The organism is Candidatus Hydrogenedentota bacterium (genome assembly GCA_019695095.1).
Lineage (GTDB): Bacteria > Hydrogenedentota > Hydrogenedentia > Hydrogenedentales > SLHB01 > JAIBAQ01.
In genome coordinates, this window is the sequence record JAIBAQ010000130.1 from 1 (window position 1) to 17,549 (window position 17,549).

Annotated in this window: 9 protein-coding genes; 6 read left to right on the forward strand and 3 right to left on the reverse strand. The window is 58.1% G+C overall.

Features of this window, described 5'->3' with window-relative positions:
* On the forward strand, nt 1–2,361 hold a 2,361-nt coding region (locus tag K1Y02_18390), incomplete at its 5' end, for a glycoside hydrolase family 95 protein (GenBank protein ID MBX7258339.1).
* A 13-nt stretch (nt 2,362–2,374) separates the two neighbouring features.
* Here K1Y02_18390 and pbpC read toward each other — a convergent pair.
* From pbpC to K1Y02_18405, 3 genes are all read right to left on the reverse strand, one after another.
* Nucleotides 2,375–4,642, reverse strand: coding sequence for a penicillin-binding protein 1C (gene pbpC, locus K1Y02_18395; GenBank protein ID MBX7258340.1), 2,268 nt, complete (start codon nt 4,640–4,642; stop codon nt 2,375–2,377).
* 109 nt (nt 4,643–4,751) lie between these two features.
* Nucleotides 4,752–10,628 carry a hypothetical protein gene (locus K1Y02_18400; protein MBX7258341.1) on the reverse strand — a complete coding sequence of 1,959 codons (5,877 nt, stop codon included), beginning with the start codon at nt 10,626–10,628 and terminating at the stop codon, nt 4,752–4,754.
* Between the two features lie 264 nt (nt 10,629–10,892).
* Nucleotides 10,893–11,954, reverse strand: coding sequence for an aldo/keto reductase (locus tag K1Y02_18405; GenBank protein ID MBX7258342.1), 1,062 nt, complete (start codon nt 11,952–11,954; stop codon nt 10,893–10,895).
* A 239-nt stretch (nt 11,955–12,193) separates the two neighbouring features.
* On the opposite strand from K1Y02_18405, the gene K1Y02_18410 reads away from it, so the two are divergent.
* From K1Y02_18410 to K1Y02_18430, 5 genes are all read left to right on the forward strand, one after another.
* Complete coding sequence (locus K1Y02_18410; protein MBX7258343.1) at nt 12,194–12,871, forward strand: exopolysaccharide biosynthesis protein; 678 nt, start codon at nt 12,194–12,196, stop codon at nt 12,869–12,871.
* On the forward strand, nt 12,849–13,937 hold the full coding sequence (locus K1Y02_18415; protein MBX7258344.1) for an agmatine deiminase family protein: 1,089 nt from the start codon (nt 12,849–12,851) through the stop codon (nt 13,935–13,937). Before K1Y02_18410 ends, K1Y02_18415 begins: the two co-directional genes overlap by 23 nt.
* Nucleotides 13,934–14,821, forward strand: a complete 888-nt coding sequence (locus K1Y02_18420; GenBank protein ID MBX7258345.1) for a carbon-nitrogen hydrolase — start codon at nt 13,934–13,936, stop codon at nt 14,819–14,821. Before K1Y02_18415 ends, K1Y02_18420 begins: the two co-directional genes overlap by 4 nt.
* A 67-nt stretch (nt 14,822–14,888) precedes the next feature.
* Nucleotides 14,889–16,301, forward strand: a complete 1,413-nt coding sequence (locus K1Y02_18425) for a sodium:solute symporter family protein (protein MBX7258346.1) — start codon at nt 14,889–14,891, stop codon at nt 16,299–16,301.
* Nucleotides 16,302–16,659: 358 nt separating this feature from the next.
* Nucleotides 16,660–17,549, forward strand: an 890-nt coding sequence (locus K1Y02_18430; GenBank protein MBX7258347.1) for a hypothetical protein, incomplete at its 3' end; no start/stop codon positions are given.

The window sequence follows — 17,549 nt, forward strand, 5'->3', positions numbered from 1 at the left end:
ATGTGGTATCGCGAACCCGCGCAATGGTGGACGCAGGCGTTGCCGGTTGGCAATGGGCGTCTCGGTGGCATGATCTTCGGCGGCGTAGGCCGCGAGCGTATCCAGCTCAACGAGGACAGCCTTTGGTCGGGCGGCCCGCAGGACGCGGATAATCCCGATGCGCACAAGAGCCTCGACACGATTCGCAAGCTCATCTTCGAGGGGAAATATGCCGAGGCGGAAAAGCTGACGGCGGAAGTCATGGTGTGCGCGGGCGTCGGCTCGAACACGGGCACGGGTGGTATGGCTTCGTTTGGGTCTTACCAAACACTCGGCGATTTACGATTCTCCTTTCCCAAAATGCACCGTGACCCGGACGAATACGAACGCGACCTCGATTTGAACAGCGCTATTGCAGGTGTGCGTTATCGCATCGGTGACGCTTGGTACAAGCGCGAAGTGTTCAGTTCCGCCCCGGATCAGGTGTTGGTGGTGCGGTTCACGTGCGACAAGCCCGGTCAACTGACGTTTGATGTTACGCTCGATCGCGATCCGCGCAGCGCCTCGCAAGCGAACAAGAACAATTCGGAGTTGGAACCGTTTCCGTCGAGCGATTGGCCCGAGCCCGCAGTTGTCGCTCAAGCCGACGGTTCCAACCGGCTTGCGCTCGCTGGACGCGCATGGAACGGCAAAGGCATGCGCTATGCCGCTCATCTGCTCGTTCAGAACGATGGCGGCAGCGTGGAAAGCGACGGCAGCGTTCTGCGCGTGAAAAAGGCGGATAGCGTGACGCTGTTGCTTGCGGCGGCAACGGACTACCGCGGGCAGGACCCCTCTGAAACGTGCAAGGCGCAGCTCGAATCCGCCGCGCGCAAATCGTACCAGGCCTTACGCGACGCGCATGTCGCTGATTACCGGAGTCTCTATGCGCGCGTGGCGATCGATCTCGGGGCAAACGCTAACCTTGCCTCGCTCCCCACGGACAAGCGCCTTGCGTCCGTGCGCGAAGGCGCGGACGATCCCGGACTTGAAGCCCTCTACTTCCAGTTTGGACGCTATTTGCTGATCTCCAGTTCGCGTCCGGGAGATATGCCCGCGAATCTGCAAGGAATCTGGTGCGACCATTATTCCGCGCCGTGGAACTGCGACTATCACCACAACATTAACGACCAGATGAACTACTGGCCCGTGGAGGTCTGCAATCTCTCCGAATGCCACGAACCGTTTCTCAAATTCATCGATTCCCTTCGCGAGCCAGGACGCAAAACGGCCAAAGCGTATTGGAACGCGGATGGCTGGGTGGTTCACACCATCTCCAACGTATGGGGTTTCACGTCGCCCGGCGAACAGCCGTCTTGGGGGCTGTATTCGATGGCGGGCGGATGGTTGTGCCTGCATCTGTGGGAACACTACGCGTACACCGGCGACAACGAATACCTTGCGTGGGCCTATCCCATCATGAAGGAGTCGGCGCAGTTCTATCTCAGCGCGCTGGTCAAGGAGCCCAAACACGGCTGGCTCGTGACTGGTCCCTCGAACTCGCCGGAAAACCATTTCCGGACGCCAGACGGCAACGTGGCGAGCATTTGCATGGGGCCTTCGATGGATATGGAGATTCTGTGGGGACTCTTCGGCAACTGCATCGAAGCGAGCAAGATTCTTGGCGTGGACGACGATTTCCGCAAGACCCTCGAGACGGCGCGCGCGCAACTGGCTCCGCCGCAAATCGGTAAACACGGGCAGTTGCAGGAATGGATGGAAGACTTCGATGAACCCGAACCCGGACATCGCCACATGTCGCACCTGTTCGGGCTGCATCCCGGCAATCAGTTCACCATGCGCGGAACGCCTGATCTCGCAAAGGCCGTGCGTGTGTCGATTGACCGGCGCTTGGCCAACGGCGGTGGACATACCGGATGGAGCCGCGCGTGGATAATCAACTTCTTCGCACGACTGGAAGATGGCAACGCGGCCCAGGAAAACGTGCACGCTCTGCTCGCCAAATCAACGCTGGAGAATCTGTTCGACAACCACCCGCCGTTCCAGATAGACGGCAACTTCGGTGCAACGGCAGGAATCGCCGAAATGCTCGTGCAGAGTCATGCGGGAGAGATGTCGCTCTTGCCTGCGTTGCCTGCCGCGTGGCCGAAGGGAAGCGTGAAAGGACTGCGCGCGCGAGGCGGGTTCGTCGTCGATATTGAATGGGATGCCGGAAAGATCACGTCAGCCGTCATTCGATCCAACAAGGGTGGCGAGTGTGTCGTTCGGGCCTCGATGCCGCTTAAGGTGATTCAGAATGGCAAAGAGGTCAGCGCAACTGCCGGCGATGGCATCGTGAAATTCCCTGCGGTTGCGGGAGCGCTCTACACACTGCAACCCTGAAGCGGCGGAAACGCTATTTTGTCTTGAATCGCGCAGAGCCTTCGGGCAGTTCAACCGTGTACTTCACGCTGTCGGTCTGCCCATCCAGCGTCATGCAGGTGAGGCGGTGTTCGCCTTCGAGCAGGTCGACAAACAGGTCCTTGCCCGGACCTGACTCGCCCAAATAGAGGCTATCCAAGTACCAGTGCGTAGTCGCTGTGGTATCCAGCGAACTCCGCACACGTATACGGTCGGCATTGGCCTCGCGCGTAAGAATGAACTCCGCGTTGTTTGCCGGTTCGAGTATGCGCAAGCCGACAATTCGTTCGCTCTTCGCGAGCATGGGCTGCTGCGCGGGCAGGGGAGAGACGATGTGCGCGAGATCCCAGTTGCGGGCGGCCGCCGGCCATCGTTCAACGACAGGCGTGCCGGTATCGACGTCGCCCAACGGGCGCGGATAGTGAACATCGCAGCACCGATTCAAGAACAGGTCCGCGGGAAACTGCGCGGTTGATGTCCGGGTGCACCAACGCGAAGCAGGCAGTCCGCTCACCGCACAAATCGTGACGGTGCTCAGGTCGTCGCCGGGCTCCGGCCAGAACGGCGATTGTTTTTGGGGCAGGAAGCGAAAGATGCGAGCGGCAAGAGGAAGCGCCGCTTTCGCTCCCACGAGCATGCGCGACGCGCGCCCGTCGTTGTTTCCCAGCCACACACCGACGACGTAGTGGCGATTGAACATGAACGACCATGCATCGTGATAACCGGACGATGTTCCCGTCTTCCAGCACACGCGCGGAGGCGTACCCGAGGCGCGCACAATGTCCTTTTGGAAGTCCGTGGGAAGCGGTTGTTCGAGCATGTCGTAAATGCCCAAGCACGTTGAGCGAGAGAGCAACTGCCTTGCGGCACGAGGCGGTTCATCTGCTGCATATCGCAAGGGGCGGTACGCGCCGAGATTCGCGAGCATGAGGTACGCTGCCGTGAGATCTTCCAGTCTCACTTCGCAATTGCCCAGCGTCAACCCAAGCCCGTAGAACTCGGCCTCGCGCGTGAGTGATGACAGACCCGCACGTCGCAGAAAGCGGTACATGTTGTCTTCGCCGATTCGCTCGAGCACCAGCACAGCGGGCACGTTAAGCGATCGCTTCAGCGCATACGAGGCCGATACCAATCCCCGGTACTCCTGATCGAAATTCTCCGGACTGTACAACCCATAGTCGAGCGAATCATCGAGCAAGTACTCCGTCGGATACAGTTCTTGCCGTTCCATGCCGAGAGCATACGTGAACGGCTTGAGTGCCGATCCCGGAGATCGCGCCGCTTGGCACGCGTCCACTTGACCTCCACCCGGAGTATTGAAGAAATCCGAGGAACCGACTCGAGCGATGACTTTGCCGCTTTCCGTGTCGACGACGATTACCGCCGCGTTTGTGACTTGGTTGTCGAAGGTCTTCAGTGTTTCCGCGATGAGCCGTTCACAACGCAGCTGTATACGCGCATCCAACGTGGTGTGTATGCGCGCTCCTTCTTCGCTGGCGCGGCTGAGTCGCATGGCCAGGTGCGGCGAAAGGAGCGGGAAGTCGTGCCACGCGGCAGTGACCGGTTCAGCCATGGCGTGCTCGCATTCCTGCGGCGAGATGTAACCGTCGTCGCGCATGCGTTGAAGCACGTAATCGCGCCGCGATTTCGCGGCCGCTGACTTGGCAAGCGGCATAAGCGCGGTAGGAGATTTGGGCAGGGCCGCCAACGTGGCCGCCTCCGACAAGGTCAATTCAACGGAGGGCTTTCCAAAATAACGGCGAGCCGCCGACTCGCACCCGACCAAATTGAGTCCATACGGGGCTGTGTTGAGGTACGCTTCGAGAATCTGAGTCTTACTCGCATGCCTCTCCAAACGCAGTGCCTGAACGGCTTGATACAACTTTCCGGCTATCGTGCGCGTCGATGGCGAACCGCGCTTGACCACCTGCATGGTAATGGTACTTGCGCCCGAGTGGATGCCGCCGCCCCACACGTTCTGCCCGACCGCGCGGAGTATAGCGATCGTGTCCACTCCAGGATGCGAATAGAACCGTTGGTCTTCGGCGGCGATGGTCGCCTTAACAAGATACGGGCTAATCGCGTCAAACGGACGTGGGAAGAGCCACTGTTCTTCTCCGTTTAGAGACGCGAAAAGCAGTTTTCCCGATCGGTCGAAGACTTCGCGCGAAGCTGTCGTATGCAGATACGGCGATGGATCCATAGGGATCAGGAGAAGCGCGCACAGCACGACTGCGGGCAGCGCAGCGGCGATGGCTGTCACGCACCACCGCCGCTTGCACCACCTAATACATTGCTCTGAGCGTGCTTTCACCCTTGCGATCCGGTGCATCGTACTCACACTCGGTTTCGTTTCGGCTCTCCGCTAACGGTTAGTTTGCCGTAACCTCTATTGTTCCAGGCACGGACCGCGCCCGGACGGACGCGTCATACATGCATTCCGCCTGTACGGCCGGCTGCTGAAAAGTCCCCGGCGTCACCGCGCGCACAACATAGAAGAACTTGTTGCTGCCTGCTCCAAGCGAATCGAAAGCTGCTACCATGCGGTCATCACGCACATCCGTGTACGTCGGAACGATGGAGCCGCTGAAGGCTTCACCCTCCAACGCATCCGCTTCCAAGCGCGGATTCTCGATCTCAAACCCTGCGGGAAGTAGATCGGCAACAACGACATTCTTCACGTCGCGTTCACACGTGAGCGTCACGCCGACGATATAGATTGCGCTTTGGTTGTACTGCGTTCCCGAGACCAGTTCGCCTTTCTCCGTATACAACGTTCTCGACACGCTCATGCTGCTCGCCACTTCCGCGCTGTCGATCTTCTCCGGAATGCCTCGCGTGGTCGCGTTTACGTACAACTCCGTTTTGCCCGTGTTACTTACGGTATAGACAACACCTGGGCCGTCGAAAGCTCCCTTGTAGCTCTGTTTGCCCGAGATCTTCGACGAACCCTTCGGGTCTACGATATCGGCAGCGGTGGTGTCGATGTTCGACGCCAGGTCGTTAAGGTACTCCGCCAGCGCCGTGATAATGAACGCCGTTTCTTGTGTGGTCCCGTATCGATGCGCCTCAAGCCACGCAATCAGATCCTTCGCCTTCGTGGCGATTTCTGTCTTATCTCCGCCAATCTGACGCAATGTAAGTAGCTCGATAGCCGAGTTGCGCACATCGGAATTCAACGTTCCGTCGTACTCCGTTACCGTATACGGCTGGAATGGCGCCTTGCTCATATACATCTTTACTCGGTCGCCGTCCTTGGTCGCGACTGCCAGCGCCGCCGCGAGCAGTAGCCGAGACGAGCGCGGCACGCTAATCGTGTCAAAGCGTTGGATCTGCCGAATCGCTTCGGCATCGCCGCCAATCGCAAGCACATACGCGGCATACGCGCGCAGGTACAAGTCGCTTTGGTGGCCCGAACCGTCCCAATCCGTGATGAGTTTTCGCACGTAGTCCTGCAACTGTTTGAAGCTCGCTTCCGGCAGCGGAATTTCGCGGCCTACCTTCACCAGCGTGAGGAAATGCAGCGCGTATACAGAGCCGTAGGGATAGGGGTCGCTTGCACCGGGCCAGAAGCCCAGCCCGCCGGAAGGTGTCTGCATCGAGAACAGACGGTCAATTCCCGCTTGCAGATAGGCCTCAATCGGCTGACCTTGCTCCAGCGTGAGTTCGGTCAACGCGTTGCTCTTGCGGAGCAGATACATGGGAAGGCACTTCGACGTTGTCTGTTCCACGCACCCGTACGGGTAGCCGACGACATACTTCAACGCTTCGGCCAACCGCAGTTGCGGACTCGCTCCCACCGAGACTTCCGTCTCGGTCCGCGCGTCGTCGAGGAACTTCGTATTGCGGATCGTGGTGCTTTCACCGGGCTTGAGGATGATCAACTCGTTATGCGATTGGAACGCCGCGGGCGCGCGCACCGGCATCGGGGCACTCTCGGTTACGCGGTCCAATTCATGACCATCGGCGGCCTGGAACGCGGCATACCACTGGATATGGCCCTGTCCAATAGCTTGGTCGGCCGCCAGATCGACGGCAAAAGAAGCTTCGCCCTTGGACGGAACCTGCACTTCTTTCGTGCCCGAGGTGGGCGCAAGCGTGCCGCTCGTGGTCCAGCCCACAACCGCTTTTACCTCGTCCGGCGAATTATTGTTCAAGACAACCTTCGACTGGAACTTGTCGCCGGGCAACAAGAATCTCGGCATGCTGGTTTGCAGTACATACGGCCTGCGCACGTACACATACCCGGTCTGGGCACCCGCCGCCGATGCAGATGCCGCCACGGCCACCAACCGCAACTGACCCGTGAATTCGGGAATACTCATGGCTACCGTGGCCTTGCCTTGCGCGTCCGTTGTGACCACGCCAGACCACAGCGCCACCGGCTTAATCCAATTCTCATCGACTGCCGAAGCACGCTTCGCCAGCAACGCTTCGATGTCGCCGCCGGGCGCGGGCTTCTCGAAGTCGTAGGCCACTTTGTCGTAGTAGTGCGTGCGGCGGAAGTCCGGCTGACGCAAACGCGACAAGTACGACACGGGGTCGGGGCTGGCGTATCCGGTGATGGAGTGAATACCCTCATCAATCGCCGCCAGTGTCACCTCAACCGATACAGGCTGCCCATCGGCATCCTTAGTCTCTACTGTAACTTGCGTGTCCTGAGCGGGTCGGATTTCTTCGGGCAGGCCCGGGTAGGCTATCGCAATCGATCGGCGCGGATCGTTAACCTTCAACGGTACTGCCGCAAAGCTTGAGAATGGATAGACTTGGCTGCTTCCTTCCTTGATCGCATGAACGACTGTCGCCTCGATCCACACGTTCGGGTACTGTTCGCGAGTCAACGGCAGCTTTGCAGAACCAACGCCGTCTTTAATGTCGATAGACAGTATCCGCTGAATCTCCTGGCCCTGGACAACGACAAACCCTTTGCCGTCGAATGGCGCTTCGATCTTCACGACGGCCTCGTCTCCCACCGCGTAGGACGGCTTGTCCAGCGTCAATTTGATCAAACTCGGCCGCGATGGATTCACGATATTGCACTCGCCGCCATACGAGTAGAACGACAGCGTACTGAACTGCGGTGTCTGGTCGGAATGCACGCGCACGCGGTAGTAGCCGTAGTTCTCCATCGTGAACGTGACTTTACCCTTGCCATCGGTCAATGGGACGTCCTTCGTCTCGACTTCCTGGAAGGACTCCGACCACTTCGGCTGATACGAGTCGTAGTACCGGCGCACGTAGTAATTCCACGTTTGCCGTTCCAGCGTAACCTTCACGGAAGGCAACGCTGCCGCCGCACCCGCGGGTGTCACCGCGGCAACGTCGACGTCAATGCCCTTGCCGCCTTCAGGCGTTGTACCCGCGATACCCAGGCATATGTCAGACGGGAACAGCGGGATTTCCTTCGTTCCGGACACGGCGCGGCCGCCCAATTCGAACACGCGGCCCAATACGATAGCCGTCAACGGACGGTTCGCTTCGGGTTTGGGAAGATACTTGAACGTAAACGAAGCGTTGCCTTGCGCGTCGGTCTTGGAGTCGCCGAGTTCTTCGACCGCAGTCGCGAATTCGGTATCGTTCCCAAACGTGAATCCTTTCCATGCCTCCGGCTCGAAGACTCCAGGCTTGAGAACCACCTTCATTTCGCAGTCGCGGTCCGTCGCTGGCGCGCCATAGAGGTGCTGCGCGTTCAGTTGAATCGTGTAATCCGCATTTGCGCTCCAAGAGGGTTCCGTCACGTTCACGGCCGCCTTCATGCGGTTCGGCACGAATTCCTCAATGCTGAACTGATAGCTTCCGATAGGTGTTTCGTTGCCAGGAACCAGGACATTCGCCGTGTACTTACCCGTAGGATAGGACTTCTGGGTGGCGACGTCTGTTCCGCCTGTTCCAAGCGCGGAGAGCGTGATCGGTTCGGATGCCAGGTCCTGTCCGTTGGGCTTCACGATCTTGAGAAGCAAGGGGACGTTAGCCAACGCATCGCCGTATCCGGTGCGCACGATCCACCGAAGATGGGCAGTCTCTCCGGGCCTGTACAGTTCGCGATCCGCATAGACAAATGCGTCGTAGGCCTTGCGGTCGAATCGTGGCATACCGTCAGCTGATTCGATGGACTCGTCGTCTCGCGCCTTGAGTTCAATGAACGTGTAGTCATCGCCGCTTTCCACTACGGCAACGCCGGGAACGCCCAGCGAAGTGTCGAACGGTCCCAGTTTCGCCATGCCCTGCGCGTCGGTGTTCGCCGTTCCCAGAAGCTGATTCTTTATACTGTACACCGTAACTTTCGCGAGGGAGAGCGGTTCCAGCGAATAGAGGTTGTGCGCGAAGATGACGAGTTCGTCGTTCATCCAGTGCGCCAGCAATCCGATGTTCGTAAACAACAACAGCTTGCTGTCGCGTTCATAGTCGCCTTCCGCGTCGGGCGACGCATCTGCCACACTGAGCGCGAATACACCGTTCTTGCCTGAAGGAAGCAGGGTGTCCAGCGGCAGCGGAGTCGACGTCAATCGGTCCGTCTTTGCCGCGACTTCGAAATCCTTCGACTCAAGGTCTTGACTCCATGACTGCATAAAGCGCCAGTTCGGTTTGCCATTCTCGAGATCGCTCAACGCGACAGCAATGTTGGACGGAAACAGACGGCCAATTCTTACGCGCGCTTTGGTGACGTTACGGGAGTCGAGCGAAAGCGGGAGACCGTCACGACGCGGGAAATAGCACTTACCTTCTTGTCCAAATCCAAGGAAGACCGGGACCTTTTCCGTCTGGACAAGGCGGGTTACCGGCGCCGTCAGCGCTGCTCCCTCGCCGTATTTCATCCCTTCGCTGAAGGTGAGTTCGTAGGTCTTGTTGGAATCCCATTCGCCGAGAATGTAGACGCGGCTTCGATTATAAGAAGGCTCGACGCGGAGATTCGGCACCTCGGGTTTGGCCGAAAGGTGTTCCAAGATGTCTTTCAGCTCCACCCGCTGGTTGAAGCCAATACTGAGCTTCAATCCAGAGCGCTGACCGTAACCTTCCCACCACTGGTCGGTCACTTCAAACGGCTGACTCTCCGGTTGCGGCGCATCGAGTACGCGCGAAATGGCTTCGGCCACGCGCGTCCGGTCCGCGCCGGGAAGCCCCGCGGCAATTGTGAAATCCAAGGTGGTTTCACCTGCGTCTTCCAGGTTCACCAGAATCAATTGCTCATTGGATCGTTGATCGGTTGACACCGAATACGGGACATCTTCGCTCGTTTCGTGGTCCTTGATGGTCACATACTCGGAGAGAATCCCCGGCTCCACCGCTTGCGAAAAACGGAGGCGAATCTGTTGTTCCTCGTCTTCCACTTTGGCCCACTCGACTTTCTCGAGCGTCAGGTTCAGTTGCGTCGGATACGTAAACACACGCTCGGCCTGCATCTGCATGGATTTGGATGCATCCGCCAAGCCCTTGGGGAAGGTGACGGAAACCGGCCATTTGGGCTGTCCCTCAATTGTCAGCCGCACGTTACCGCCCTCGTCCCCCGGTTGGAGCGAAAACGTCACCGGCTGGCCGTCCGCATCGCGCACGGCTAATTGCGGCTGCATGGCGGCGGCATCGACCGTAGCCGGAAACCGGACGCCCAGCACGGTCTTGTTGTCACTTTCTTCCAGTGTCCACATGCGGGCAGGTTCAAACGCAAACTTCGCGAAATGGAGCGTTCGCGTGCCCGGATCCAGCGGCTTGCCACTTGTCGAGCGAATGGCATCGCTCAACTGGACTTCTATCGTCTGGTCAAAGGGAAACTTGTCCGACTTGAAGGCAACGCAATTTCCGACCACCTTGAACGTGCCTTCCACGTTCGGCTGCATCGTGAATGGATTGGGCGTTTCTTGACCCTGGCCAGCCGTCACGACCACGGGTTCGCTGAAGTACACGACAATATCGCTGTCCAGACGCTCACCTTCCACCGGGAACGTGCCAATAACTTTCAAGGTCTCCAGCGAAGGTGCAGGGGCGCTGTCCTGCGGGGCAGCAACCGCTGGCGGAGCCTCGGGCGTCGATGCGCTTGCTTCTCCTTCGGAAGCGTTCGCAGGTGCCGCGCCCGTATCTGGGGAAGCTGACGGGTTGGCGGACATGGATTCCTTGGGGGAAGCATCGGTCGCAAGCGACGAGGCGTTTCCTCCCGGCTTGAATGCCAGCAGAATGAGTCCGCCAAGGGCAAAGAGCACTATGACCAAACCAAAAACCGATGACGAATAGCGACGCGACGGCGTCTGAGCACTCATGGGATGCACCTCGACCTCAGTAGGAAAGAATCTTGGACCTGTGGAGCGAAACTACCGTTTGCGGCACTCACATTGTGCCACGGCCTTGCGCGATAACCCCGGCTATTCTAGCAGGAGTTGCGCGTTGACCCGTAATAATCCAACTTGTACTCAAATAGATACACACGAAGAAGAAAAAAGTTGCAGAGTGATTGCGAATAGCGTTCCGGCGCTCACTCCGGCTGACATTGGGGTAGGCGTTTGGTTTCGACAATGCCTGATTCTCTAGACCACAGGCAGTTCCTGGATACTCGGATGCAGGTAGGCTTTGGCCGAAAAATCCGCCAGTAGGGCGCGGTCCGCATGCGTCAGAGTTGTGTTTCCGGACAGAGTTGCGATGCAGTCGTCGATGTCTGTGGGCACCGACATCCCGATATTCAGCAAGTGCACGCGCTCGTCACTCAGCACCCAGCGTATCGCGGCGCCGGGCAGCGCTTTCAGTGAAGCCGGGTCATACCCTTCCACCATCTGGGCCGAATTGTGGTTGTAGACCCACGCGCCCATGACTTTCATTGCAAGGATCCCCATGTCGAGTTCAGACGCCTTCGCTATGCAATTGTTCCGCCACTCCGTCGAGACTTCCGAATGGCGTGTGTTGTATCCCCGTTTGAAATACCCAAATGCAATGAGCACCGTGTCGAAGCCTCCGGTAGCTATCATCTTGTACATCTCTTCAAACGCGTTGTGTCCCGTCAGGCCGACAAATCGAAACAGCCCCTCATCCCGGAGCTTGAGTAGCTCTTCGTGAAGCTTCATAGCACCCTCAAACTTCAATTGCTCGATCATCGGGCCGTGAATCTGAACGCACTCCACCCGATCCATTTGAAGGGTCTTGAGCGACGTTTCCACGCTTTCCCGGACTTTCTCCGGCTCCGGCACCATCACCTTGGTCGCGAGGTAGACGTCGTCCTGCACATCTTTGAGCGCTTCCCCCATGATGTTCTCGCTGTCGCCGTAGATACGCGCCGTGTCGAAATACCGAACTCCCTTGTCGTAGGCGTCCCGGACCATGGCGACTCGCGCTTCATAACTCGGGACCGGCACGCGATAATACTTGGCTTCGTTTCCCCACAGCGTCGAGCCGCCGTGTGCGAGAATCGGTAGCGTGTACTCCGTCTTTCCGAACCGGCGCGTCGGGATTGATCCTTTTAGTGACAATGAGCGCGCCTCTGGCCTTGCCGCTTCTGCGCTTTGCGCGATACTCCCCAATGCCGCCGCCGCAGCCGCCGCATGGACACCCTTCTTCAAAAAGGCACGCCGATTCACTTCATGGTTCATTGGTTCCATGATCGTCTCCGTAATGTATTTTCTTCCGTGACAGGACAGCCGGGACATCGTGGCACGGACATAAGCGGAATGCAAACCTCGGCCAAGAGCGTTATGTCCATATCCTCCAAATGTTTGCAGGCAATACGGGCATGTACCCGGTGTGTTGCGCTATAATTCCCCGGCTGGCGCGTCCCGGACTATTTTTACGGTCTCAAGCGTTTTTGAGGACGCATCAGGGTATTACACGAAGGACATCGATGGCTGAACCTACTCCAAACCCGAAACCGCGTCGCTTCAAACGTGGCTCTAGGCAGAAGAGGAAGAGGGGTCCCTCCCTCACGGAGGATCTCAAGACACTGCTCGAGAATGTTAGGGGCAGAACGGTAACCTTTGGCGAAATCCTGCGCCTATTCCCAAGGCGGTCGCACACGCTGATGCTGGCGTTTTGCAGCTTTCCGCTTTGTCTCCCGGTCCCTATACCCGTCATAACGCAGTCTTTGGGGCTGATCGTCTTCCTGGTCGCTATCTTTCTGGCTGCGGGAAGACAGCCGTGGTTGCCGCGATTCTTGAAGGACAGACTCGTGCCCTTTGAGAGGCTTGAAGCCGTGGTTCTGCGCCTTCTTGCCCTAATGCGTCGCGTCGAATGGCTGGTTCATCCACGTTTGCCTGGCATTAGCGAGTCGCCGGCGGTCATTCGCGTCAATGCAATCCTAATTGCCATTCTCGCCGCATTCGTATCGCTCCCACTGCCCATTCCGTTCTCGAACATGGTTGCCGCCGTACCAATCTTTTTGCTCTCCGTAGGCATGCTGGAGCGCGACGGCTATTTTGTCCTGGCGGGATATGCGTTCATCCTGCCCTGTTTCGCGTTCTTTGGGGGCTTGGCGTGGTTTGGCCGCGAAGCAGTCGAACATGCCATGCACATTTGGGGATAGTGCTTTGTACCATCTGAATCCTGACCACGAAGATGAACTCGCAGGCATTCGCCTGCCCGCGGAATGGGAACCGCAGTCCGGGGTCCAGCTAACCTGGCCCCATGCGAATACCGATTGGGCCGAGTGCCTGGATTTGGTTGAGCCCTGTTTTGCCGCCATCGGACGCGAAATAAGCCTGAGGGAGCGGCTTCTCGTGGCGTGTCCCAACCCTGAGCACGTCCACGAGCAGCTTGTCGCAGCGGGCGCCAACATGAATCGTGTGGAGTTTGCCACAGCGCCCTCCAACGATACGTGGGCCCGGGATCACGGACCGATAACAGTCATCGTACACGGGTCGGCAATCCTCCAGGATTTTCACTTTAACGGATGGGGTGGCAAGTTCGAGCACGCCCTTGATGACGCACTGTCTTCAGAACTTCACCGTGCCGGCGCGTATGGCGAGGTGCGCCTGCATCCGATTCCCCTGGTCCTTGAAGGTGGATCGATAGAATCGGATGGTCAGGGCACCATTTTGACGACTTCGCGCTGCCTGCTGTCTTCCACAAGAAACCCCGACCTGGACAGGGCCGGTGTGGAAATGGCCCTGAATAAGTGGTTGGGTGCAAGTAGCGTTCACTGGTTGGATCATGGCTATCTCGCGGGCGATGACACGGACTCTCATATCGATACACTGGCCCGGTTTTGCGACGAGCAAACGATTGCCTACGTGGCATGCGACGACCCCTCTGACGAGCACTACGACGAACTCCAGGCAATGGCCAAGCAACTCCGTGCGCTGCACGACCGGCTTGGGAATCCGTACAGGCTGCATTCCCTACCCATGCCACGCCCATGCTATGATTCGGACGGACAAAGGCTTCCCGCTACGTACGCCAATTTCCTCGTCATTAACGGGGCCGTGTTGGTACCAACCTACGATGACCCCGCCGACGACACGGCGCTGTCGATTCTGGGGGCGTGTTTTCCCGGGCGCGAGATTGTCGGAATCGATTGCCGAAGCCTAGTTTTGCAGCATGGGTCTCTGCATTGCGTGACCATGCAGTTTCCTGAAGGAGTCCTCGGTTGAACGAAAAACTGCGAGTAGCCCTGGTTCAACACCCCTGCGGTGAAGACCGCCCAAACAATGTCGCCACAACCCTGGAGCGCATTCGCTACGCCGCGGAACGCGGGGCCAAGATGGCCGTATTGCAGGAACTGCATTGCGGTCGGTACTTCCCGCAAACCGAGAACGCGGAATACTTCGATTGGTCCGAATCTATCCCCGGCCCCACATCGGTGCGTTTTGGGAATCTCGCCAGAGAATTGGGAGTCGTTATCGTGGCGTCGCTCTTTGAACGGCGTACCGCGGGCATCTATCACAACACCGCTGTGGTCTTCGACAGCGACGGCTCTATCGCGGGGAAATACCGGAAGATGCATATCCCCGACGATCCCGGCTTCTATGAGAAGTTTTACTTCACCCCCGGCGATTTGGGTTTGCACCCCATACAAACCTCCGTGGGGAAGATCGGCGTGCTCATCTGCTGGGACCAGTGGTTTCCCGAGGCCGCCCGACTCATGACTCTCCGCGGAGCCGAAATGCTCGTCTACCCCACCGCCATCGGGTGGAACCCTTCCGACTCCGAAGACGAAAAGGAACGTCAGCGCGACGCCTGGATGACCCTCCAACGCGGACATGCAATCGCCAACGGAGTCCCCGTGGTGAGCGTCAACCGAGTCGGATTCGAACCCGACCCTTCCGGTGTGACTCCAGGCATAGACTTCTGGGGAAATAGCTTCGCGGCCGGCCCGCAAGGCGAAGTTTTATGTTGCGCTTCGGCCTCCGAGGAAGTTACCCTTTGCGCCGAAATCGACCTGACCCGCTCGGAAGAAGTCCGGCGGATATGGCCGTTTCTGAGGGACAGACGGATTGATGCATACGCGGGCCTGGAAAGCCGTTACTTGGATTGATGCAGACTCGGGGGACGGGACAGCCGCAAGCGGCTTGTACCGCGTGCTTTGGGGAGACCATCTGTAAATGAACCTTGTCTTGTGGGGCGTGCTGGCCTACGTTTTGGCGCAGTTGCTTATTGGTGTGCTTGTATCGCGCAGCATGAAGTCCGAATCGGACTATTACCTCGCAGGACGGCGGTTGGGCATGGGCATCAGTACCATGACCATTTTCGCGACGTGGTTTGGTGCCGAAACCTGCATTGGCTCTTCGGGCAGGATCTACAGCGACGGACTCTCGGGAGGACGCGCCGATCCCTTTGGCTACACCCTTTGCATCCTCGGCATGGGTCTGTTTTTCGCTGTCCCGTTCTGGAAAAAGCAGCTTACTACGCTCGGTGACCTCTTCCGAATCCGGTACGCCTCCTGGGTAGAATCGATCGCCGTCATCGTGATTGCGCCCAGTTCGGTGATTTGGGCTGCCGCTCAAATTCGCGCCTTCGGCCACGTCATCTCCGTCTCGTCCACCTTCGGCGACACCATCGCCATCACGGTCGCAGCCGTGGTTGTCATCGTGTACACCACGATGGGTGGAATGCTCGCCGACGCCATTACGGACGTTATACAAGGTGTCGCCCTGATTGTCGGACTCTTCGTGCTGGGCGGCGCAGCCTATTTCGCGGTCGGCGGATTTCACGGAGTCGTGGAAGCGATTGAGCCAAGCCGCTTGACGGTCTTCTCCGGCGGCGACGAATCGATCATGGCGAAATTGGATGGGTGGGCTGTCCCCATTTTCGGTTCTATGCTCGCGCAGGAGTTGATTGCCCGAACCCTGGCCGCCAAATCACCTTCCGTGGCGCGCTACTCGGCATTTGCAGCATCCGGACTGTATTTCTTTGTGGCGTGTGTTCCGCTGCTGCTGGGACTGATTGGACCATCCCTCGTTCCGGGACTGGAAGACTCCGAGCAGTTCCTCCCAACGGTCGCCCAGAAGCTGTTGCCGACCTTCATGTACGTGTTGTTTGCGGGCGCTTTGATATCCGCCATCCTATCCACGGTTGATAGCGCCCTGTTGGCCGCTTCCGCGCTTGTCTCGCACAACCTGATTGTTCCGTTGTTGCCGAACGCGACAGACAAGAAGAAAGTCTTCATCGCGCGCGCAACGGTTGCCTTCTTTGGTCTCATAGCCTATGTCATGGCCTTCAGGGCGGAAGACATCTATGACTTGGTAGAGACGGCATCCGCATTCGGGTCCGCGGGCGCATTTGTCGTGGTTGTATTCGCCTTGTTCACGCGTTTTGGTGGATCGATTACTGCCGTTGCCACGCTTATCGTGGGGTGTACCGCTAACGGAATCGCCGAATACATGCTGGAACTTGACTATCCTTATTTGATGGCACTCGCCGCCTCGCTGGTTACCTATTGCGTTTTCGGAATCTTCGACCGCGCGCGAGTTGAAATTCCGACCGACGAAGCCGTTACCGAAGGTGCCGAGGCATAGCGCAGATAGGCCTGGTCTCCGCCTGCTCTGATCGCAACCATCTCCAAATTCTGTCACTCACGAAACAGTGAAGTCTGTCTACAGATACCGCGATCAGTAATCTCTATATCAGATCTGCTATATAGACAGAACTGCAATTCCTAATGCTCGTGCGCCTCATTCTCTCATTGTCGTTACGACAGTTTTTCGACGGCATAAATGATTACTATAAGAGTTGTTTTAGTGATGTTACGCTTAACACTCTGAAATGCATCATGTTACGATGTCTTGCATGAAACTTGCCCCTTCCGGTTACACTTCTATACAAGTAGCTGCAAGGGCTCCACGGGCAAGCCCGGGAGTAGGCAAGGGAGAGCGCATGCCAAAGAAACGTGTTGTTGTCACAATCCTGTCTATCTTTCTCCTTGTTCTCGTGTTTACGGGGTGTCCCACCGACTCTGTCCCCGGCGGCGGCGGGCCTGGAGTCTCGTCCAGCAAATACGTTGTTCTCGGATACAACGACCTAGGTATGCACTGCATGAACCAGGATTTCTCTACCCTCATGATTCTGCCGCCGTACAATACGCTCCACGCGCAGGTTATTGAGAGGCGAGGGGAGGAACCCCGGATCGTGCAGAGCGGTGTTACGGTGCAATACTCCATTCCCGGCAACACCGATTCGACCGATGACACCAACTTTTGGGACTTCGCGCCGGCTCTGTTCAACATAGCCAGTTTGCCCGCCAACATTGGACTCACCGGAAACGGTCTATCGGGAACGATGACCCCGACCGGCGACAACGATTGGTCCGTCACGGGGATCCCCATTACGCCGATTGACGACCAAGGAAACGAGAACGCTTATCAACTGTCGAGCATCGTAGTGAAGTCTGCCGGACAGCAGGTTGCCGCTACGCAGGCGGTCGTCCCCGTTTCATGGGAGATCAGTTGCGACCTTTGTCACGTGCCGAACACGGGTGAGACGGTCGATATGGACATCCTGCGTGACCATGACAGGCTTCATAGCACGCATTTGGTAGACAGCACGCCGGTGATGTGTGGCTCATGTCACGCGCAAGCACCGCTGGGAACCACGGGCAGCCCGGGGGTGCCGTCACTTTCTCACGCCATGCACTCCGCGCATGCGTCGCGTATGTCCGCGGTAAGCCTTGAGGTCAACTGCTATGCATGCCACCCCGGCGTACGGACGCAGTGTCTTCGCGATGTGCATTTGGCCCACGGCAAGGATTGCTACGATTGCCACGGCAC

Excerpts from the sequence above, each read along its gene's own strand:
- K1Y02_18400 (MBX7258341.1), bottom strand. The coding sequence starts at position 10,628 with ATGAGTGCTCAGACGCCGTCGCGTCGCTATTCGTCATCGGTTTTTGGT.
- K1Y02_18405 (MBX7258342.1), bottom strand. The coding sequence starts at position 11,954 with ATGGAACCAATGAACCATGAAGTGAATCGGCGTGCCTTTTTGAAGAAG.
- K1Y02_18410 (MBX7258343.1), top strand. The coding sequence starts at position 12,194 with ATGGCTGAACCTACTCCAAACCCGAAACCGCGTCGCTTCAAACGTGGC.
- K1Y02_18415 (MBX7258344.1), top strand. The coding sequence starts at position 12,849 with ATGCCATGCACATTTGGGGATAGTGCTTTGTACCATCTGAATCCTGAC.
- K1Y02_18425 (MBX7258346.1), top strand. The coding sequence starts at position 14,889 with ATGAACCTTGTCTTGTGGGGCGTGCTGGCCTACGTTTTGGCGCAGTTG.